Annotated in this window: 17 protein-coding genes (1 of these 17 cut by a window edge); 6 read left to right on the top strand and 11 right to left on the bottom strand. The window is 43.3% G+C overall.

The genetic code is table 11. The features are described from left to right. Positions 1–15: 15 nt before the first annotated feature. A complete protein-coding gene (locus tag IGJ12_RS05230; RefSeq protein WP_005237132.1) occupies positions 16–720 on the top strand; it encodes a hypothetical protein in 705 nt (234 codons plus the stop codon). A gap of 38 nt (positions 721–758) precedes the next feature. On the opposite strand, the gene IGJ12_RS05225 is transcribed toward IGJ12_RS05230, so the two are convergent. Further along, the gene (locus tag IGJ12_RS05225) at positions 759–3,233 is read right to left on the bottom strand and encodes a hydroxymethylglutaryl-CoA reductase, degradative (protein ID WP_430619434.1); all 2,475 of its coding nucleotides are present in this window, start codon (positions 3,231–3,233) and stop codon (positions 759–761) included. A 192-nt stretch (positions 3,234–3,425) separates the two neighbouring features. Between IGJ12_RS05225 and IGJ12_RS05220 the strand changes: the two genes are divergently transcribed. From IGJ12_RS05220 to IGJ12_RS05205, 4 genes are all read left to right on the top strand, one after another. Continuing rightward, positions 3,426–4,586 (top strand): hydroxymethylglutaryl-CoA synthase, encoded by a 1,161-nt coding sequence (locus tag IGJ12_RS05220; RefSeq protein ID WP_061053902.1) that lies wholly within the window; start codon positions 3,426–3,428, stop codon positions 4,584–4,586. 500 nt (positions 4,587–5,086) lie between these two features. Further along, entirely contained in the window at positions 5,087–6,064 is a 978-nt protein-coding gene (locus tag IGJ12_RS05215; protein WP_005237146.1) for an ABC transporter substrate-binding protein, read from the top strand. Between the two features lie 29 nt (positions 6,065–6,093). Then, complete coding sequence (locus IGJ12_RS05210; protein WP_005237148.1) at positions 6,094–7,014, top strand: ABC transporter permease; 921 nt, start codon at positions 6,094–6,096, stop codon at positions 7,012–7,014. Beyond that, positions 7,014–7,820 (top strand): ABC transporter ATP-binding protein, encoded by an 807-nt coding sequence (locus IGJ12_RS05205; protein ID WP_005237149.1) that lies wholly within the window; start codon positions 7,014–7,016, stop codon positions 7,818–7,820. The genes IGJ12_RS05210 and IGJ12_RS05205 overlap by 1 nt, the downstream gene beginning before the upstream one ends. A 75-nt stretch (positions 7,821–7,895) precedes the next feature. Here IGJ12_RS05205 and IGJ12_RS05200 read toward each other — a convergent pair whose 3' ends face one another. The 10 genes from IGJ12_RS05200 to arcA all read right to left on the bottom strand — a co-directional run bounded on the left by IGJ12_RS05200 (position 7,896) and on the right by arcA (position 18,027). Further along, positions 7,896–8,540, bottom strand: coding sequence for a V-type ATP synthase subunit D (locus IGJ12_RS05200; RefSeq protein WP_016613064.1), 645 nt, complete (start codon positions 8,538–8,540; stop codon positions 7,896–7,898). Next, positions 8,540–9,928 (bottom strand): V-type ATP synthase subunit B, encoded by a 1,389-nt coding sequence (locus IGJ12_RS05195; RefSeq protein WP_005237151.1) that lies wholly within the window; start codon positions 9,926–9,928, stop codon positions 8,540–8,542. Before IGJ12_RS05195 ends, IGJ12_RS05200 begins: the two co-directional genes overlap by 1 nt. Further along, positions 9,928–11,703 (bottom strand): V-type ATP synthase subunit A, encoded by a 1,776-nt coding sequence (locus IGJ12_RS05190; RefSeq protein ID WP_087664363.1) that lies wholly within the window; start codon positions 11,701–11,703, stop codon positions 9,928–9,930. The genes IGJ12_RS05195 and IGJ12_RS05190 overlap by 1 nt, the downstream gene beginning before the upstream one ends. Positions 11,704–11,734: 31 nt before the next feature. Then, a complete protein-coding gene (locus tag IGJ12_RS05185; protein ID WP_005237155.1) occupies positions 11,735–12,049 on the bottom strand; it encodes a V-type ATP synthase subunit F in 315 nt (104 codons plus the stop codon). Then, positions 12,042–13,043, bottom strand: a complete 1,002-nt coding sequence (locus tag IGJ12_RS05180; RefSeq protein WP_005237156.1) for a V-type ATP synthase subunit C — start codon at positions 13,041–13,043, stop codon at positions 12,042–12,044. The genes IGJ12_RS05185 and IGJ12_RS05180 overlap by 8 nt, the downstream gene beginning before the upstream one ends. 14 nt (positions 13,044–13,057) lie before the next feature. Next, entirely contained in the window at positions 13,058–13,648 is a 591-nt protein-coding gene (locus IGJ12_RS05175) for a V-type ATP synthase subunit E (RefSeq protein WP_061053898.1), read from the bottom strand. A gap of 16 nt (positions 13,649–13,664) precedes the next feature. Continuing rightward, the gene (locus tag IGJ12_RS05170; RefSeq protein WP_005237160.1) at positions 13,665–14,138 is read right to left on the bottom strand and encodes a V-type ATP synthase subunit K; all 474 of its coding nucleotides are present in this window, start codon (positions 14,136–14,138) and stop codon (positions 13,665–13,667) included. Further along, positions 14,122–16,113: a V-type ATP synthase subunit I gene (locus IGJ12_RS05165; RefSeq protein WP_008380982.1), complete on the bottom strand. Its 1,992-nt coding sequence runs from the start codon at positions 16,111–16,113 to the stop codon at positions 14,122–14,124. The genes IGJ12_RS05170 and IGJ12_RS05165 overlap by 17 nt, the downstream gene beginning before the upstream one ends. After that, complete coding sequence (locus tag IGJ12_RS05160; RefSeq protein ID WP_008380980.1) at positions 16,114–16,425, bottom strand: hypothetical protein; 312 nt, start codon at positions 16,423–16,425, stop codon at positions 16,114–16,116. Between the two features lie 363 nt (positions 16,426–16,788). Beyond that, entirely contained in the window at positions 16,789–18,027 is a 1,239-nt protein-coding gene (arcA, locus tag IGJ12_RS05155) for an arginine deiminase (RefSeq protein WP_430619433.1), read from the bottom strand. 432 nt (positions 18,028–18,459) lie between these two features. On the opposite strand from arcA, the gene IGJ12_RS05150 reads away from it, so the two are divergent. Further along, a protein-coding gene (locus tag IGJ12_RS05150; protein ID WP_430619432.1) for a beta-galactosidase crosses the window boundary here: on the top strand, positions 18,460–20,401 show its 5' portion. It continues 59 nt past the right edge of the window; only the first 1,942 of its 2,001 coding nucleotides appear in the window; its start codon is at positions 18,460–18,462; its stop codon lies beyond the right edge, outside the window.

Genomic DNA, 20,401 nt, shown 5'->3' with positions numbered 1-20,401 from the left:
CGAGAGGAGAAGATTATGAAAAAGAAACAATTAGCAAAATTGAAACAACAATTCCGCCCGTCTTATGAAACAGCTCGACAACAGTTGTTTACAGCGATCGAGCGCAAAACAGCAGATAAGTTCGACCTTCCGACAACTGTTTATATCAATCCTAAAAATCAAGAGGAATTATTGATTGAATTGTTGAAGGAAACACCCAAAGAACAAAAAATCGCTGTTCCTTTAGATGAGAACTTCAAAATCGTCGTGAAACGAATTCAACGCTTAGAAGCTGGCTTACTTGATCGTTTCAGCGATAACTTAGTCGATGAGATCGCTGCTTACTGGTTACCGACCAATCCGCAAGAAAGTGCGGCACCTACCTCCGCTCCTGCGAAAGAACCAGCAGAAGTGAAGGAAGAAACGGCACCAACTATACCTGCATCAACTAAAACTAAAGAAGTGGAAAAATCAACGGCTGATGATTCTGACGAATCCATGACTTTTTCAGCATTTGCCGAAAAAATCGCAGCATTCCCTAAATTTTCTGCAAAACAATCTTCAGGAGAAACGACCGTGATCGAAGCTTCCCCGAAAGAAGATCGTGTTCTAGCAACAATTTCTGAAACAGAAAGTGATACTTTTACCATCGAAACCGCTCTAGAACGCAAATACAAAGTAAAACTAGAAGTCATTCCATTGATCGAGGCGTATGCCCATACGGCGATTTCTAAACGATAAACAAAAGGTTCTCTAGGAATTTCCCTAGAGAACCTTTTTTAGTTGCGTATTTCTGTTAAAAATTTACGGGCTTGCTCTTGGTTCATTTGACTCGCCGCTCGCAGCTTAGCTGCCAGCTGATCGATCTCAGTTCCTTTTGCCCCAACTGAAATAGCTAATGAACGGGCTTGCATGCTCATATGGCCTTGCTGAATTCCTTCTGAAACCAATGCCCGCAAAGCTGCCAGATTCTGAGCCAACCCGACACTTGCCGCCAGCGAAGCTAACTCACTCGCCGTTTCAACACCGGTCAAAGCCAACGCCGCTTGGGCTTTTGGCAATACTTTTGTGGCACCCCCGACTGTGGCGATCGCCAACGGAAGTGTGATAATACCAATCAAACGGGCTTCTACTATTTTCCAAGAAGTCAGCCCTTGCATGCGACCATTACGGGCAGCATAGCCATGACAAGCTGCCGAAACGGCGCGAGTGTCATTTCCGGTAGCCAAAATCAGCGCTTCAACGCCATTCATGATCCCTTTGTTATGGGTGGCGGCACGATATGGATCAATCTTGGCAAAATCAGCTGCATGAACGATTTTTTCGGCAACTTGTCTACCCTTTCCGATCTTGCTCAGTTTGTCAAAAGGCACGGAGCAAGTGGCAGTTACTAACGATTCCGTGGCAAGATTACTTAAAATACTAAAGAGAATTTCTTCTTCTGGGAACCACTTCCGAAAGAGGTCGGCCACTCCTTCTAAAATCGAATTGATGATGTTGGCGCCCATGGCATCTTTGACATCAACCAACAAATCGATTGAGACATAGGCTGTTGCTAATTCAGATTCTGCTGGCACAAAGTTCCGACCGATCACTCTTCGCAATCCACCGCCGCGTTTCACGATAGAAGGATACGTCTCATTCGCCACTTCAAAGATCGCTGCTTGCTCGGATTCAACTTTTGCCAAAATCGCTTCCGAATCCTGAACATCCATAAAGACGATCTGGCCTCGAAGCAAACGTTCTTGACTGGTCGTTGTAATGGGCCCAGCCATTTTTGCTCCATTGCTCATCGCTGCAATCACAGAAGGTTCTTCTGTGGCTAACGGGACATTGTATCTCTTGCCATTCACTTGCAGATTCAACCCCACACCTAAGGGAATCTCCACTTCACTGATCTGGTTTTCGATCAAGTGATTGGCGGTTTCCTTGTCTAATGCCATTTCTTGAAAAACCAAGGATTCGGCTGCTGTGATCGCCCCTTGTGCTTCAAGAAAGGCTAGTCGTTCGTTAGGCGTAAGGGCGTAAAACTTTTTTTTTTCTGTTTTTTCTGATGCCGACTCTTCATGAAAATCGGCTTGACTTGCTGCCGCCGAAGGGTTTTCTAACAGCATCGCTAGCCCTAACCCGCCACCGACACATAAAGAGGCGATCCCATAACGTTCTTGTGTGTCTTTTAGCTGATAAGCGACGGTCGTTGCGATCCGAGCACCGGTTGCTCCAATCGCATGGCCAAGGGAAATGCCCCCACCGTAACGGTTGACTTTCTTGGGATCCAAACCAAGTTCACGTTCTACTACGATCGAGGAAGCTGCAAAGGCTTCATTGATTTCAAAAATACCGATATCTTCAATCGACAGTGCTTGCTTTTTCAGCAAAGTATCGATTGCTTTGATTGGTGAGATTCCCATGATCTCTGGGGCAAAGCCAACTTCAACGATCTCTTTGATCACTGCCAGATAAGGAATCTGATGCTCCTCACAATAGCTTTTTGAGGCGATCAAGACCATGGCAGCCCCATCATTGATGGTTGAGGCATTCCCAGCAGTCACCGTACCGTCCTTTTTGAAAACCGTTTTTAGTTCAGCTAATTTTTCGACTGTCGTAGCGGCGCGAATGCCTTCATCCTGGGAAACGGTAGCAGACTTTTCGGTCACGGGTACGATCTCTTGCTCAAATTTCTTTTCCGCTTGTGCTTTGGCAGCCTTCATTTGGGAGTGGTAGGCAAATTCATCTTGTTCTTGTCGAGTGATGCCATATCTTTCTGCAACAGTTTCAGCCGTTAAGCCCATCGGTTTGCTGCTAAAAGCGTCTGTTAAGCCATCATGCATCATTGTTGATACTGGATTTGAATACTGATCATCCGCCTTGTTATAATAACTGAATAGCGGCGCATTCGTCATACTTTCGATCCCACCAGTCAAGACGACTGATGCCTTGTTTAACTGAATTTGCTCCATGCCCATTAGAATCGCTTTCATTCCCGAACCGCAAACTTCGTTGATCGTTGAGGCTGGAATATCTGAAGAAAGCCCACTTTGCAGGGAAACTTGGCGACTTGGATTTTGCCCACTGCCTGCTTGCAGGACATTTCCGATAATCACTTGTGCGATATGTTCTTTTGCTTGTTGGTTTCTTGCCAACAAGGCTTTCGCAGCAATTGTTCCTAATTCTACTGCTGAATATTCTTTTAATGACCCATGGTATTTGCCAATTGGCGTTCTTAGTGCGTCGATAATGACAACTTCTTCCACGTACGTCACCTCCTCTTGAAATATATCATTAAATCCTCCAAAAAAGAATACCCCACATCAGCTTGCTGTGCCCTTTTCTACTTTCTTTAATAAAGTTTAAATTCTAATCAATTCTTTTTCATTTTTTTCAAAAAATATGATACCTTATAACGTGTAGCCTACTAAGTACGTAGAACATAAAGGAGCGACGGAATGAACGTTGGTATTGATAAAATAAATTTTTATGTCCCCCCCTATTTTATAGATATGGTTGATCTAGCTCACGCCCGAGAGGTCGACCCAAATAAATTTACGATCGGGATCGGTCAAGATCAAATGGCGGTCAATAAAAAAACGCAAGATATCGTCACATTTGCCATGCATGCGGCAAAAGATATCCTCACAAAAGAAGATTTACAAGCAATTGATATGGTGATCGTCGGCACAGAATCCGGCATCGATGAATCAAAGGCTTCGGCAGTGGTTTTGCATCGCCTATTGGGTATTCAACCATTTGCCCGCTCCTTTGAAATCAAAGAAGCGTGTTATGGCGCAACAGCAGGCTTACAGTTTGCTAAAGCCCACGTACAAGCCAATCCAAAAAGCAAAGTTTTGGTGGTGGCTTCAGACATCGCCCGGTATGGCTTAGCTTCCGGTGGAGAGCCCACTCAAGGCGTAGGTGCAGTTGCTATGCTGATCTCTGCAGATCCAGCGATTTTGCAGTTGGATAACGATAATTTGATGTTGACGCAAGACATTTATGATTTTTGGCGTCCCGTTGGTCATCAATATCCAATGGTAGATGGCCACTTGTCAAATGCCGTCTATATCGATTCCTTTAAACAAGTTTGGCAAGCCCATTGCGAAAAAACGCAACGCACAGCAAAAGATTACGCTGCATTGAGTTTCCATATTCCTTATACAAAAATGGGAAAAAAAGCCTTATTGGCTGTTTTTGCCGAAGCAGAAGAAACGCAACAAGAACGCCTGATGGCTCGCTATGAAGAATCGATCGTTTACAGTCGTCGTACCGGCAACTTGTATACGGGTTCATTGTACCTAGGCTTGATCTCTTTATTGGAAAATTCCTCCAGCTTGCAAGCCAATGATCGGATAGGACTGTTTAGTTACGGCTCAGGAGCGGTTGCTGAATTTTTCAGCGGCGTATTGGTACCCGGTTATGAAAAACAGTTAGCACAAGCTGCTCACCAAACGTTACTTGATGCCCGTCAAAAACTAACGATCGCTGAATACGAAGCAATGTTCAATGAGACCATCGATATTGATCAAGATCAATCCTTTGAAGATGATCTGCTTTACAGTATTCGTGAAATAAAAAATACCATTCGTTATTATAAAGAAGAAAACGAGTGATGTTAAGAAAAACTTTGTTTATTTTCAAGCAAGAAAGCTTGATGAAACAAAGTTTTTTTCTTTCTTTTTAATTTGTTGAAACAAAGCATCTTTTTCAGACTTTTTCTGATTGTTATTCAAAAATTTTCAGATAATTCAGGAAAAACATTTGACAGTCCGCTTTTTTTTGTCTATACTAAAAACAATTCAAGTATGGAGGAACTTTTTTATGTTAAAAACGACCGTGTCCCCACAACTGAATATCTTTTACTTTAGCTACTTTAGATAGTTTGTATTCATAACACATTATGGATGCAAACCGCAAAACGAGTTTTGTTTGTATCTATGATGGCTAAAGCATTTTAACTTGAACTTGCAGCCATGTAGAAAATCTTCTAAATGGTTGCCAATATACGTTTACGCTTGGTATAGGATCGAATCCATTTAGACGATTGTCTGAATGGATTTTTTTGTTCAGGTAAACCCCAATTAAAAAAGAAACGTTTATAGGAGGAGTTACAATGAAAATGAAAAAATGGATCACAACTGGATTATTAACGGCTTCACTACTGGCACTGGCAGCTTGTGGGGAATCAAACAATGCTTCTGAGGGAAACGACGGATCAAAAACAGTCGGTGTCTTGCAACTCGTGGAACATGGCTCCTTGAATGCCGCCTACGAAGGATTTAAAGAAGGCTTAGCAGAAGCGGGCTACACAGAAGGTGAAAACCTGACGATCGAATACCAAAATGCGCAAAACAGTCAAGACAACTTAAAAAGTATGAGCGAACGCCTAGTGAATGCCAACCCTGATCTTTTATTGGGCATCGCTACCCCTGCTGCTGTTTCGTTAGCAAATGAAACCACTGATACCCCAATCGTGGTTACCGCAGTTACTGACTTAGTTGGGGCAAAATTAGCCGACTCAAATGAAGAACCCGGTCGCAACATCACCGGTACGTCAGACATGGTACCCATTGAGCAGCAGATCAATTTGCTGTTAAGCATCGTCCCTGACGCCAAGACGATCGGCATTATGTATAATGCAGGTGAAGCTAACTCGAAAATTCAAGCAGACTTGGCAGAAGAAGCCTTAAAAGCTGCTGGAGTCGACGTTAAAGTATTGACCGCCAATACCACCAATGATGTGCAGCAAGTGACCACTAGCCTGGCAAAAGATGTCGATGGCATTTATATTCCAACAGATAATACCTTTGCCTCTGCTGCTGCAATCGTCGGTGAAGTGGCGAAAGAAACCAAAACACCGATCGTCGCAGGTTCCGTGGAACAAGTCGATGATGGAGCTCTAGCAACTTATGGTATTGACTATAAATCACTAGGCATTCAAACAGGAAAACTAGCAGCAAAAATTTTGGATGGCGATGCAGAACCAGCTACCACACCCGTTGAAACAGCGGAGAATTTAGAGTTAGTCGTCAATGAAGAAATGGCTGCAGCTTTAGGGATTGATCCTGCCAGCATCACTGCCCCAGAATAACCATACTATTTTAGATTTGAGGAAATCATATGAATTTAGTCGACACGTTCTTACTATTACTACAATCTGCCACCTCTCAAGGGATCCTTTGGGCATTGCTGGCAATCGGGGTATTTTTGACCTTCCGTATTCTGGATATCGCTGATTTAACTGCAGAAGGAAGTTTTCCATTAGGTGCAGGGATCGCTGCAATCAGTATTACGAATGGCGTTTCCCCCATACTAGCCAGTTTGATGGGCTTTGGCGGTGGCATGTTAGCCGGCTTGGTATCCGGACTACTGCATACAAAACTAAAGATCCCAGCCTTGTTGGCCGGGATCATCACGATGACTGGGCTTTATTCCATCACAAATCGTGTGATGGGTGCTCCCAACATTGCCTTGTTAGGACAAGACACGGTCTTCACCCAATTTCAAGCAATGGGTCTGACCAAAAACAATGCCGTGATTCTTGCGGGCTTTCTCTTCGCAGCTATCGTCATTTTGTGCTTGTTCCTCTTTTTCCGTACAGAGATCGGCTTAGCATTGCGCGCAACAGGCGATAATTTAGCTATGAGTGAAGCCAACGGCATCAACACCGATAATATGAAGATCATCGGTTACATGATCTCTAACGGCTGTATCGCCCTTTCAGGTGCTCTTTTAGCCCAAAACAACGGTTTTGCTGACCTAAACTCCGGAATCGGTACGATCGTGATTGGCTTAGCATCGATCATTATTGCAGAAGTTTTATTTGCCAATAAATCTTTGCTTTTGCGGTTGATCACCATCGTGATTGGAGCGATCGTTTATCGCTTTATCCTGGCCGTCGTTTTCGAGTTCAATGTCGAAGCCAATGATATCAAACTGGCATCCGCAATCGTCTTAGTCATCTGCCTCTCGTTACCGCAGCTTCGTTCAAAACTAGGACTTAAAAAGATGCTGCCAAAAACCAAAGGAGGCCAATCCTAATGACTTCAGTCTTAACAATCGAAAATCTACACCAAACCTTTGAAAAAGGGACGATCAATGAGAACCATGTCTTGCGAGGCATTGACCTGACGATGAATGCCGGAGATTTTATCACGATCATCGGTGGCAATGGTGCCGGAAAATCGACCCTTTTAAACAGTATTGCAGGAACGATCCCAACAGAACAAGGAAAAATCACCTTAGATGGGAAAGACATCACCCGTTTATCCGTTACGAAACGCTCAAAGGATATTAGCCGAGTCTTTCAAGATCCACGTATGGGGACAGCGGTTCGTTTGACTGTTGAAGAAAACTTAGCACTTGCTTACAAACGGGGCCAAGTCCGAGGGTTTGCGACAGGCGTCAAAGCAAAAAATCGCGCGTTTTTCCAAGAAAAATTAGCCAGTCTAAACTTAGGCTTAGAAAATCGTCTTTCTGCCGAGATCGGTTTGTTATCAGGCGGACAGCGTCAAGCGATTACCCTCTTGATGGCAACGTTGCAACAACCTAAATTGATTTTATTAGATGAACATACCGCTGCCCTAGATCCAAAAACCTCGTTGACTGTCATGGCATTGACCGATCAATTGATTCGTTCACAGCAGTTGACGGCCTTCATGGTTACTCATGATATGGAAGATGCCATTCGCTATGGCAATCGCCTGATCATGCTTCATCAAGGCAAGATCGTCGTGGATATTGCCGGTGAGCAAAAGCAACATTTAACCGTCCCTGAATTGATGGAAATGTTCCATCAAAATAGCGGTGCTGAATTAAAAGATGACCAACTGCTCTTACGCTCTTAACAAGCAAAAAGACACGTAGAAAGGAACCCCCTTCTACGTGCCTTTTTTGATTCTTCCAAATGATTGGCAAAATCCTTACTTTGCTTCATTTTCCGCAATGATATCTGTGACCTTCATCAAGCGGGTCAATGTTGCTCGTTCGTCTTCTGCCAGATTGCTTTCGATGTATTGAATGGTTTCCGTCAGCTTGGGAATCGTCATATACTCTAACGCATTGACTCTTCGCCTCGTCCGCTCGATCTCATTGGCCATCAGTTGACAGGTTTTCTCGATTTCGGCCAACTGAAGCATCACTGGCAGCATCTGATCAAGATGAGACAACGAGAGATCCAGCTCACTGGTGGTACTTACAAAACCGTAGGAAAAGTCATCATCGGAGCTCTCTTCTTCGTAAACAGGATTTAACACTGGCACATCCATATTCATGATGGTCCGACTTTGTACATCTAGGGTCACTTTATTTAAAGGGATCATAAATGCTTCTTGCAAAACGACATCGGGAATACTACTAGAAGCCAGCACATACTCTTCCATCCCTGCTTGCAGCGCAGTTTCCATTTTTTTACGAAGCTTCTGGTTTTTCTTTACTAGCTGAATGAATTGGCGCACCAGCTCATCTTGCTTGTCTTTCAATAATTTGTGACCACGGGTTGCCGTCGTCAGCCGTTTTTTCAAACGACTTAGTTCCATCCGAGTTGGATTGACATTTAAGATCGCCATTAAGAACTCACATCCTCGTCCGTTGGGTAATAGGCGTCGATAAATTCTTCTTTGATACGGCTCAACTCTTGTTTTGGCAAGGTAGCTAATAGCTTCCAGCCTAAATCTAACGTTTCTTCAATCGTCCGGTTGGTTTCAAATCCCTGGTTGACATACTCTTTTTCGAAAAGATCTGCAAAACGCGCGTACTTTTTATCAAGATCAGACAAGGCAGACTCTCCTAAAACGATCGATAACTCTTTGGCAGCTTTCCCATCGGAATAGGCGGCATAAATTTGATTCATCGTTGCCGCATGATCTGCACGGGTCTTACCTTCTCCCGTTCCTTTGTCCTTCAACCGAGAAAGACTTGGCAAAATATCCACTGGCGGATTGATATTGCGTTTGTAAAGGTCCCGCGACAAAATGATTTGTCCTTCTGTGATATAGCCAGTCAAATCAGGAATCGGGTGGGTTTTATCGCCATCTGGCATCGTTAAGATCGGAATCTGTGTGACCGATCCTTCTTTGCCCATCAAACGTCCTGCCCGTTCATACAGTGTAGCTAAGTTGGTGTATAGATACCCTGGGTAGCCGCGACGTCCCGGAACTTCTCGGCGGGCAGCGGAGATTTCTCGCAATGCTTCGCAGTAGTTCGTCATATCGGTCATGATCACTAAGACGTGCATGCCTTTTTCAAAAGCCAAATACTCTGCTGCAGTCAATGCCATTTTAGGAGTAGCGATCCGTTCGATTGCTGGATCGTTGGCAAGGTTCATAAACAAAACAGATCGATCTAATGCACCGGTTTTGCGGAATTCATCCACGAAAAATTCAGCTTCTTCAAACGGAATCCCAATTGCTGCGAAGACGATCGCAAAATTGCCTTCTTGGCTGGGTACTGTTGCTTGTCGTGCGATTTGAGCAGCGATCTCTTTATGAGGCAAACCAGAAGCAGAAAAGATTGGTAATTTTTGTCCACGAACTAATGTATTTAAATGATCGATCGTTGAAATCCCAGTTTGGATAAATTCATCCGGGAAGTCCCGTGCCATCGGATTGATGGCTTCACCATTTACATCGATGCGTTTTTCGGGCAAGATTCTCGGGCCATTATCTTTTGGTTTTCCTAAACCGTCAAAAACCCGACCCATCATATCTAAAGAAACCCCTAAAGTTAAACCAGTTCCTAGAAACCTTGCTTTGCTTTCTTCAGCACTCAAATTACTGGTACCCTCAAATACTTGGACAACAGCATTGTCATCACTGACTTCCAGTACTTGTCCTTGACGGATCTCGCCTGTGTCCATGCGGACCTCAACGAGTTCGTCGAATTTAACGCCTCGAACATTTTCGACCACCATTAAAGGGCCGGCAATTTCGGAAACTGTACGATATTCTTTTAACATCAATGAACACCTCCAGTTTCAATGATTCGTTGTAACTTTTCTTTGATGTCATGCTTGATCGTATCCAAGCGGGTCAATTCTTCTTCAGGAATGTATTTGCTGCGGGCGATGCGCTCACGCAGATCAACCGTTCCTTTTGTGATCTCATCTAAGTAAGCACCTAGCTGCAGTGCACGTTGGGCTTGTTCATTAAAGTAAAGAATATTCTCCAACATTTTGAACTGCTTATTGCGAGATGTATACGTGTCAACGTCATCAAAGGCGTTTTGCTGCAAGTAATCTTGTCTCAAAGAACGGGCTGTCATCATTGTCAAACGGTCTCTTTGAGAAAGAGAATCCATCCCTACCAATTGAACGATTTCTTCTAAACGGCTTTCTTCTTGGAGAATCTCCATTGATTCATTGACTAGCTCCGACCAGCGATCGCCTAATAATTGATCTAAATAAGAATTGATTTGATCTTCGTAAAGGGAATAGGAATTCATCCAGTTGATGGAAGGAAAATGCCGTTTTTGCGCCAGCATACTATCCAATGCCCAGAAGACTTTCACGATTCGTAAGGTATTTTGGGTGACCGGTTCTGAGATGTCTCCACCAGCAGGTGAAACCGCACCAATTGCGGTAATGCTTCCTTCCCGAGGTTGTGTGCCTAATGAATGGAAACGCCCTGCTCGCTCATAGTATTCCGCAATTCGACTTCCAAGGTACGCCGGATAGCCTTCATCTCCTGGGATCTCTTGCAATCGTCCACTCATTTCCCGCAGCGCTTCTGCCCAACGTGATGTTGAGTCTGCCATGATAGCAACACTATAGCCCATGTCACGGTAATATTCTGCAATCGTGATTCCTGTATAGATTGAGGCTTCCCGAGCAGCAACTGGCATATTCGACGTATTGGCGATCAAGACCGTTCGTTCCATGATGGACTTGCCGGTATTTGGGTCGATCAGTTCAGGAAATTCATTCATAACATCCCGCATTTCATTGCCTCGCTCGCCACAGCCGACATAGACAACGATATCCACATCCGACCATTTAGCAATTTGGTGCTGAACAACCGTTTTTCCGGCACCAAATGGTCCGGGAACGGCAGCTGAGCCGCCTTTTGCCACTGGAAAATAGGTGTCGATGACGCGCTGACCAGTGACCAGCGGTTCGCCTGGATTTAATTTAGCAGTAACGGGACGTGGTTGACGAACCGGCCATTTCTGAACCATCGTCAAGTTTTTTTCACCCTCAATGGTTTCTAAGACACAGATCACTTCAGTAATAGCAAAATTCCCTACCATGATTTCTTTGACGGTTCCTTCATAGTTTGGTGGCACCATGATCTTATGCTCGATCACCGATGTTTCTTGTACTGAACCTAAAATGTCGCCACCTTGTACGGTATCACCGACTTGTACTTGAGGGACAAAGGTCCATTTCTTTTGGCGATTCAGTGGATCGATGGTAACCCCTCGTTCCAAAAAATCACTTTCTGTTTGTGACATAAACGTATCTAATGGTCGTTGGATCCCATCAAACATCTGAGTCAACAAACCTGGTGCTAGTTCGACAGACAATGGTGCGCCTGTCGTTTCCACGGGCTCGCCTGGTCCGATTCCCGCTGTTTCTTCGTATACTTGGATCGAAACCAGCCCTTTTTTGATCTCAATGATCTCACCGATAAGGCCCTTGTCACTGACTTTGCAGATTTCGTGGATTTTTGCGCCACTTAATCCTGAGGCGGTGACCAGTGGTCCCGATACTTTTTCAATTGTGCCAAATGCCACATTTATTCCTCCTAGCTGGCTGACTTGTCTGTTATGAATCTAATATATTCATTCCTACCGCTTTTTCCACATTTTGCTGAATTCGTGCCATGCCGATCCCTAAACTACCCGTACTACTTGGAATCGGAATGATCGCTGGTGTCGGTGCTTCTTCATAGCGGCGAACGATCGGTTCTAATTGTTCGATCAGTCGCTCAGTCAAAAAGATTACCCCATAGGCTTCAGCCATTTCTTCTAGTTGTTGGGCGGCTTCATCCAAATCGCTGACTGGAAAGATGTCGATCCCTAGCCCTTTGAAAGGCAAGATCGAGTTCTTACCACCCATCATTGCTATTTTTTTATGCATAACTATCACGCACCCGACTTCTTAAAATCTCTTCCGGCACCTTATTGATTTTCCCAATCAGGAGAATACGCAAGTTCTTGCTTTCAATTTCCTTGGCGTACAAGTACCCTGCCAATGCTGAAGGGCCAAAAGGAACAATTTTATGTTCTTTGAGCTTCGCCATTAGAAAATTGTCTTTGCGTATATCAAAGGTATTCAAGGTCTTCTTCTCTACCAACTCTTCATAGCTGTGATTGATCAGTTCTTTATAAGGAGTCCCTTGCAAATATGCCACAAATGCCTCAAGGGAAGTCGTGATCTCAGCTAACAATTCTTTTGCAGGTAGGTTTCCATGATCGGCTAAAACTGCGCTGATAAAGCCGCGCTTGCGTTTCATCGCGTAACTGCGCAACGTTGTTGAAATGTTGAAAATATCGATTTGTCGACGAATCAAGCTTTGCAGCAGATCGTCGTCGTATTCTTTGCCAATCGTCCACAATTGTTCCCAATAGTGGTTATCAAAGATGATGTCGATCGATTGGACCTCATGGTAGTTCTCAATATAAGAGAAGACTTCTTCCACACAATCAACCATCTCTTTGGCAACAAGATTGCTTTTTCTGGTCTTGACCAGATCCTTAAGGACGGAAAGCGGCTGGGTACCAATTGGGACAAGATATTCAGAAAAATCTTCTTGCATGTACGCCGCTTTTACCAAGACTTTCAGATTTTGATAGTCATATTTCAAAGCAAAGAAATCAACGATCGCTTTTTCCGGTGTCAGCTGATACATCGTGTCGTATACCCGTTTCAACTCCGCCATCAACACATGTTCAAAGTCGTGTACACGATCATCCTCGTTGATGAAGTCACCATAAACCGTTTCTTGCAACATACCGTAGATTTCTTCTGCGCTAGCAGCCGAGAGCATCCGCTCATAGCGGCTGCGATCGAATAATTGCGATTCATACGTCCGAATTCTCGTATTTAAGGTATTGTATTTGATGTCATTCATCTGTTTGCACCTGCTTACTGTTCAAAAATCAATTGCAGTAACGTATTGCTTAACTCTTCTTTGTTGGCTTCTAGTAGCGCATCAAAAGTAAAATTCAACTCGATCGCTTCTTGTCGCAACAAAAAGCCACCCTTACGAGGGATCGTTTTATTTACCAGTTTCAGCTGAACATCTGGGGCAGATGCCTGCAATTTAGCGAGGAGCTCCTCATCCACTAAATGGCGGGTCTTCTCACCTAAAAGCAACTCAACCTCACCAGTTAACCTTGCATTCGCCAAGCCATTAGCGATAAACGCATAAAATGCTGCTTGATCCATCGTATTTAAACGGGTCAAAGCCTCAGTAAACAGCTCATCTAAGACCGACTGCTTTGCTGCCAAGACCTTGTTTCTTGATTGAATATGCACATCTGAGATTTCCAAATACATCGCCGCACGTTTTTCTTTTTCATAAAAAGCTAACCGCTCACTAAGCTCTTTTTCTAATTGCGTTCGCTTCAAGTTTTCTTGATTTTCACTTTCTTTTTTCGCTTCTTTGATTTGCAGCTGGTATTTCTTTTCCGCATCAGCGGTTATTTTGTCAGTTAAACGTGTAATATCAGACATTCACTTTTCCCTCCTCTTAATTCAAGACAAGCAAGAAGGAAATAACGAACCCTAAAATACAATACGTTTCCATCATCGCTACCAAGATAATTCCTTTGGTCACATGTTCTGGTTTTTTGGCTAAAATCTGCATCGCAGCACTTGCGGCACGTCCTTGCCATTTTCCGGCTACGATCGCTGTTAATGCGATTGGCAATGAAGCAATAAACAAGTACAATCCGCGATCGAATGAGAGCGAACCGCTGATTTGACCAAAGATCATAAAGGAAATTACGAACCCGTATAACCCCTGAGTACTAGACAGCAACTCTAAGATCAACGCTTGTCCGAATTTCTCTGGCTGCTCTGAGATCAAGCCTGACGCTGCTTCACTGGTCATCCCAACACCAATCGTTGATCCGATACCGCCGCAAATCGTTGCGGTCGCTACACCTAAAGCTGCAAAAACAATTCCACCATTTTCGTAAAAGAAACTAATCCAATTTTCCATTATTGTCCTCCTGTAACTTCTCTTCTGAGATGATCTCTACATAGTTTTCATTTGATTTGAAGGGGTCAAAGGCACGTCCGCCCCCCGTAAAGAATTTTCCAAAATACTCTAAATACTGCAAACGGATACCATGAACATACGCACTAAGGTAACTTAAGAAAATATTTAGGCCATGCAATGCCACAAATAATAAGATACCAACCGTAAACCGGGCTGCTGGCGGCAGGTAGCTGATGATCAAGTTGAAGGCTGAGGCGATACTTCCGCCGGCAACCCCTAACGCCATCAGACGGGTGTAACTGATCAAGTCACCAACATAATTGGTCACATCCATCAATCCGTACAATCCAGAACCGATTTTTCCTGCTAAGGTTTTACCTTCTAAACTGCCTCCGATGGCCACTGCTAATAGACTGGCAGCGATCATTACGATCCCAATCATTTGTAACGGTGTGTCAGGGAAAAGCAGCATTCCTGCGGCAACAAAAGCCACACTGATCAAAAAGACGATCCATGAACCGGCTTGGAACATCGCAGCCAGTTTCTGGTCTTTTTTCTTCCATAGAATATAGAATTTCAGCGCCAAACCAAACATGATCTGGATGTACCCAAAGATCACGGATAAGACTAAGATCTGGTTGACATCATCCTGGGCAGACAACAATTGGAATGAGAATTCAAATCCGAAGAAGTTGCCATAGATCAAGCCCCAAATAATCGTGGGGATCGAGCATAACTGAAAGAGGGTCAAGTTTTGTTCCAGCCCTTTGCTGAGGTGGAACAGCTTTTTACCAAGAAACGTCGCCAGAAACAAAAGCAAACCATAGCCAAAATCGGCAACCATCATCCCGAATGCCACCATATAAAAAGGCGCCATAAATGGTGTCGGATCTAACTCGTCATATTGCGGCAAGCTGTACATCCGAACAAGTCCTTCAAAAGGTTTGATCCAACGTGCGTTTTCTAATAAAATCGGCACATTACTAATCTCTTTTTCCGTCACTTCTTGGTATTCGAGGTAATAGTTATCCGTGGTTCCTTTTTTGATGCGTTTTTCTAATTCGGCCGTTCCATCAACAGGAACCCAGCCAGAAAGCGAGACCGCATGAGTAGAACGTAAAAGCATCTTATTGCTTTTTAAGCGGGTGATTGCTCCATCTAAATACTCGGCAACGATCCGCAAAGTTTCTTGCTCGTTTGTCATTGCACGAAGAGAGGCTTTGATCTCTTTTTCTTCATCAATTAAACGTTGGGATTTTTCTTTCATCGTTTGCAGATCTTCTTCTGGGATGCCCTCATAAGGGTAGATGTATTGCTCAAAGGCTACTTTTTTAAGAAGTGAAGTTACTTTTTCTTTTACATCTTTGTGGAAAAGGACCAGTAAATAAGTGGTTGTTTGTGATTGATAAACAGTTTCCACATAGACGAGCGGCAGCTTCTCACTGTTCGTCGTAAAGTCAGCCATTTCAGAAGTGGGAATCGAACCTAGCAAGCCACCTGATTTTTTTAATTCCTTTAAAACCGCTGGACGCTCTTTAAAATACTTCCAAATCGACAGCTCTGCTTCTTGTGCTAATACATCGCGTTTTTCTTGATCGATCAAGCGAAGACGTTTGTCTTGTTTACGAAGGGTCTGGCATAATTCTTGCCAGGGATAGGTGTGGGCTGTTTCAGCCAATTCTTGAAGGGTATATTTTTTGATTGGTTGCCGCAGTTGTGCCAGCATTCCTTTTTTGGGTACATATTCTTCTAAAAAATTTAAGCTCCAGTTGACTTGACCAAACTGGTTCTCCATTTCTTCTTCAGACTGTTCCTCGCGAACCGGTGTCAAAACACCCGTCGTTTCTTCAGAATCGTAGTATTTCTCCGAAGAAAGCAGTTCTACGCCCTGAAAGTCTTGCAGCTGCTCTAAAACAGCTTCTTTCTGATCGTAAAAGGTCAACAGACTGAACTTTTGCATTTTTGCAATTGCCATTTATGTCACAACCTTATTTATTATTATTGCCAATGCTTCTTCCTTTAACTCATTAGGGATCGTTCGTAGTGTTTCCACTTCTGCTTTCGTTTTAGCCATGAGCGGTTCTTTTGACTGTGTTAACTCAGCTGCGATTTTTTGATTGATTGCTTCTTTTTGTTGGGCTTCTTTTTCTGCCAACTCTTTTTTAAACGCCTTCAACCGTTCTTCGCGTTCTTGTGCCAATTGTTTTTTTTCTGCTTCCGCTTCTTGGTTTTTATTTTCAGCAAATTGCTCTGCTTCTTGTAATAATCGAATTGCATCTACTGCCATTTTCTCACCTGCTTTCCCTTTTTTTCCGCAAAAAAAACCACTACAAATCAAGCATATGGCATTCGCTGATCGTAGGGTGTCAAAAATCAATAAGTGGCAAATACCTTCACCTATTTCCGTTTTCTAATATAACCGTACCATAAATTTAGCGATAGAACAAGGTTCCTAGCGTTTTTTTATAGTCTTTACATATAAAAGTCACAAAAATTACACATTTTCACAAAAAGAAATCCTTTTCAATTTATAGGGGGTTAAATGATGACAAAAAAGAAAGATTAGAAACAGAATGCCGTTTCAAATCTTTCTTTTATTTTTCTCTCTTCTATTTCTTAACTTTCATAATTTCAAAGCAAAAATCCGTAATTAAAATAACAAAGATTCGTCATACTCACGAATAAATGGCATACTCATACAGCGTGGACCTCCACGTCCGCGAACCAATTCACTTCCTGAGATCTCATTCAACTTGACGCCTGCCTCTTTTAACAACCCGTTGGTGATGGTATTGCGGTCATAGACCACGACTTCCCCTGGGGCGATCGCCAATGTATTGGAACCATCATTCCATTGTTCTCTGGCTGCTGCCGCTAAGTCGTCACCACCACAGCGAATCAAGTGTACTTCAGGCAAATCTAAATAACGGCAAAGAATGTTTTCCAACGTATCTTTTTCCTCATATACTCGCACACCGTCCTTGTGTTTAGTGATTGAATACAGCGAAAGTTCTCCCTCGATTTCTGGATGGATCGTGAACTTATCATGATCCACCATCGTAAAGACCGTATCTAAGTGCATAAATTTTCGTTCTTCACCAATATTAAATGCCAAGATATGTTCAAAACTCGGTTCTGTAGCAAAAATCGTTTCGGCAATTTTTTCGATAGAAGCAACCTCGGTTCGTTGAGAGATACCGATCGCCACGATTTTATCAGATAAAATCAGCTGATCGCCGCCTTCCATCCGCGTCGTTTCGTCCCGATGATACAAAAAGTTCGTCTCATTGCGGGCAAACATCGGGTGGTGCGTAAAAATTTGTTTTCCGTAGAGGGTTTCTCGTCTTCTCGTTGCAGAATACATTCGATTCAAGGAAACGCTATGACCAATCGTAGCAAACGGATCTCTCGTGAAATACAAGTTTGGCATTGGATCGATCAAAAAAGGATATTCCGTTTCAACGATCGCCGTTAACTTGCTAGCTCTTGGAATTTCTACCTCACTTTTTATCAAGCCCGCCATCGTATGATCGATAAAGGAGCGATTATCTTTGATCGACAGGAAAAAATTGCGCACTTCGTTGCGAATCTCTTCATCAAGGATCGTTGTCTCATTTAAATAATCTTCTAAAAAAGCTTCTTTGGCACCGGTCGTCGACAATGTCTCTGCAGCAAGATCTTCCAAATAAAGGACTTCCACCCCTCTGTTTCTTAACGTCTCGGCAAAAAAATCATGCTCTTTTTGTGCTTGGTCTAGAAAAGGAATATCATCGAACAACAAGCGATCAAGATAATCCGGCATCAAGTTTTCCAATTCTGCTCCTGGACGATGCAACAGCACCCGCTTTAAGGGCGCAATCTCAGAAAAGATCTGTATTGGCTGGTTCATGGACGTGTCTCTCCTTTTTCGCATTTTTTGTGGAATAACTTATGTCATTCCTCGTTTATGACTCCTCGACACATAATTATTCATTTCTTTGACTCATAGTAATCTTCTGCTAATGTTTAATAGTTTTTTTGATCTGTTGGTTATAAACATGCATTTTTTTATAAAGAAACTATTAATAAAAAAACAACTACTTAGAGAGATAAATTTTAGATGTTTTAATTTACCGCCTTTTTCAATTGTATATTTTTGTTAAAAAAACAGCAAGGCAAAAGAACTGGCGGACTATAGCCCTAGTTGCGAAACCAGATTGAACTATCTTTGTTTTTTTGGATCATTTCATGATTTTCAAATGATACCGCTATCAAACAGATGAATATTTGATATGATTCAAGTATCTTGATACTAAAGAAACGTCTATAAAGGAGCGATTTTATGAAAACGCAACGTCAGCTTTACTATGGTGCCGACTACAATCCTGAACAATGGTCTAAAGAAGTCATTCTTGAAGATATGCGCTTAATGAAAGAAGCAGGTGTGAACTATGTAAGTATCAATATTTTTGGCTGGGTCAATCTGCAGCCAGATGAATCCACCTATGATTTTGACTTTCTGGACTGGTTGATGGATCTTTTATATGAAAACAATATCATGATCGATCTTGCAAATGGTACAGCATCTCCTCCCGCTTGGCTTGTTCAAAAACACCCTGAGATGCTGCCTGTGACCATTCATGGCAATCGACTGGTTCATGGTGCGCGCCAGCACTACTGTCCGACTTCCCCTATCTATCGTCAATATGCCGCCGATTTGTCTGAAGCAGTCGCAAACCGTTATGCTAATCATCCAGGGCTGGTCATGTGGCATATCAATAATGAATATACCTGTCACATCCACGAGTGTTATTGCGATCATTGTCGGAAAAGATTTCAGACATGGTTAGCAGAGAAATATCTGACCATCGCTGGATTGAATGATGCTTGGTCAACGAAGTTTTGGAGTCAATCCTATGGCAGCTGGGAGGAAATTTTCTTACCAGAGGCAATGCCAACCTTCAAAAATCCTGCACAGCAATTAGACTACCGTCGGTTTCTTTCCGACATGAATCTGGAACTTTATCGAATTGAAAAGGCGGCGATTGCAAAATATTCCCATGACATTCCTTATATGACCAATCTTATGGGCTTACACAAATACGTAGATGGATTTAAATGGGCACCTGAAATAGATGTGGTCAGCTGGAATTCGTACCCGAATCCCTTTGAAAAAATACCTTACCCGCAATTTCTTGCTAACGATTTAACCCGCAGTTTGAAGAAAAAGCCATTCTTGATCATGGAGCAAGCCACCAGCGCCGTTAATTGGCGACAAATCAACGGGGCCAAGACCCCCAACCAGCTGCGTCTTTGGAGTTATGAAGCGCTAGCTCATGGTGCTGATGGTATCATGTTCTTTCAATGGCGACAGTCTCGTGGCGGTGCAGAAAAATTTCATAGTGCGATGGTGCCTCACGGAGATCCTCAGTCAAGCCGTATCTTTCGTGAATGTGCACAATTAGGCAACGAATTTTCGCAACTATCCGAAATCGTTGGGACGCGCTTCTTGGCTGATGTCGCAGTTGTCTTCGACTGGGAAAATTGGTGGGCGCTGGAATTGGATGCCAAACCAAGAACCTTAAAATACATTCATCAGTTACGCAGCCTGTATGCCGCACTAAGGGCGTTAAATCTGAGCGTAGACTTTGTCCATCCTTCCGAATCCCTAGGCGGCTATCCTTTGGTGATCGCCCCAAATCTCTATTCAGCACCCGAAGCATTGGGTAAGAAGATCCATGATTACGTGCGACAAGGCGGCATCTTCTTGACCAATTTCTTTAGTGGGATCGTCAATGAATATGACCAAGTCTATCTTGGGGGCTATCCAGGACTGTTTAGGGACACCTTAGGGATCATTGTAGAAGAGTTTTACCCAATGAAAGCGGCTACCCATCACCAAATTGACTTCCTCCAAGGTCGTCGGTATGACAATTCTCTATGGGAGGAAGTCATCCATCTAGAAGGTGCGAAAGCTTTGGCAACCTTCCAATCCGGTTATTTGACCGATAAGCCCGCCATTACCATGAACCGGATCGACGATGGGTATGCGTATTACGTGGGAACAGAATTGTCTCTTGAAGGACTAACTACATTTTTAGCGACCATTCTGGAAAATCACAAATTAACGACTCATGCCCAGCACTTCTTGGCTGCTCCTACTGAAATCTCCGTTACCTGTCGCAAAGGTGCTGGCTATACACTCGTCTTTTTCTTAAACCATACCGAGCAGACAACAGAAGTGAAGCTGAAAGCCCCTGGAGAAGACCTTCTAACCAAAGAAA

The sequence above is a fragment of the Enterococcus sp. DIV0802b genome (assembly GCF_050543535.1).
Taxonomy (GTDB): domain Bacteria; phylum Bacillota; class Bacilli; order Lactobacillales; family Enterococcaceae; genus Enterococcus_D; species Enterococcus_D entomosocium.
This window is presented reverse-complemented; position numbering and strand designations above follow the sequence as displayed.

Coding starts and splice junctions, on each gene's coding strand:
- IGJ12_RS05230 (WP_005237132.1), top strand. CDS start 16: ATGAAAAAGAAACAATTAGCAAAATTGAAACAACAATTCCGCCCGTCT.
- IGJ12_RS05220 (WP_061053902.1), top strand. CDS start 3,426: ATGAACGTTGGTATTGATAAAATAAATTTTTATGTCCCCCCCTATTTT.
- IGJ12_RS05215 (WP_005237146.1), top strand. CDS start 5,087: ATGAAAATGAAAAAATGGATCACAACTGGATTATTAACGGCTTCACTA.
- IGJ12_RS05210 (WP_005237148.1), top strand. CDS start 6,094: ATGAATTTAGTCGACACGTTCTTACTATTACTACAATCTGCCACCTCT.
- IGJ12_RS05205 (WP_005237149.1), top strand. CDS start 7,014: ATGACTTCAGTCTTAACAATCGAAAATCTACACCAAACCTTTGAAAAA.
- IGJ12_RS05200 (WP_016613064.1), bottom strand. CDS start 8,540: ATGGCGATCTTAAATGTCAATCCAACTCGGATGGAACTAAGTCGTTTG.
- IGJ12_RS05195 (WP_005237151.1), bottom strand. CDS start 9,928: ATGTTAAAAGAATATCGTACAGTTTCCGAAATTGCCGGCCCTTTAATG.
- IGJ12_RS05185 (WP_005237155.1), bottom strand. CDS start 12,049: ATGCATAAAAAAATAGCAATGATGGGTGGTAAGAACTCGATCTTGCCT.
- IGJ12_RS05180 (WP_005237156.1), bottom strand. CDS start 13,043: ATGAATGACATCAAATACAATACCTTAAATACGAGAATTCGGACGTAT.
- IGJ12_RS05175 (WP_061053898.1), bottom strand. CDS start 13,648: ATGTCTGATATTACACGTTTAACTGACAAAATAACCGCTGATGCGGAA.
- IGJ12_RS05170 (WP_005237160.1), bottom strand. CDS start 14,138: ATGGAAAATTGGATTAGTTTCTTTTACGAAAATGGTGGAATTGTTTTT.
- IGJ12_RS05165 (WP_008380982.1), bottom strand. CDS start 16,113: ATGGCAATTGCAAAAATGCAAAAGTTCAGTCTGTTGACCTTTTACGAT.
- IGJ12_RS05160 (WP_008380980.1), bottom strand. CDS start 16,425: ATGGCAGTAGATGCAATTCGATTATTACAAGAAGCAGAGCAATTTGCT.
- arcA (WP_430619433.1), bottom strand. CDS start 18,027: ATGAACCAGCCAATACAGATCTTTTCTGAGATTGCGCCCTTAAAGCGG.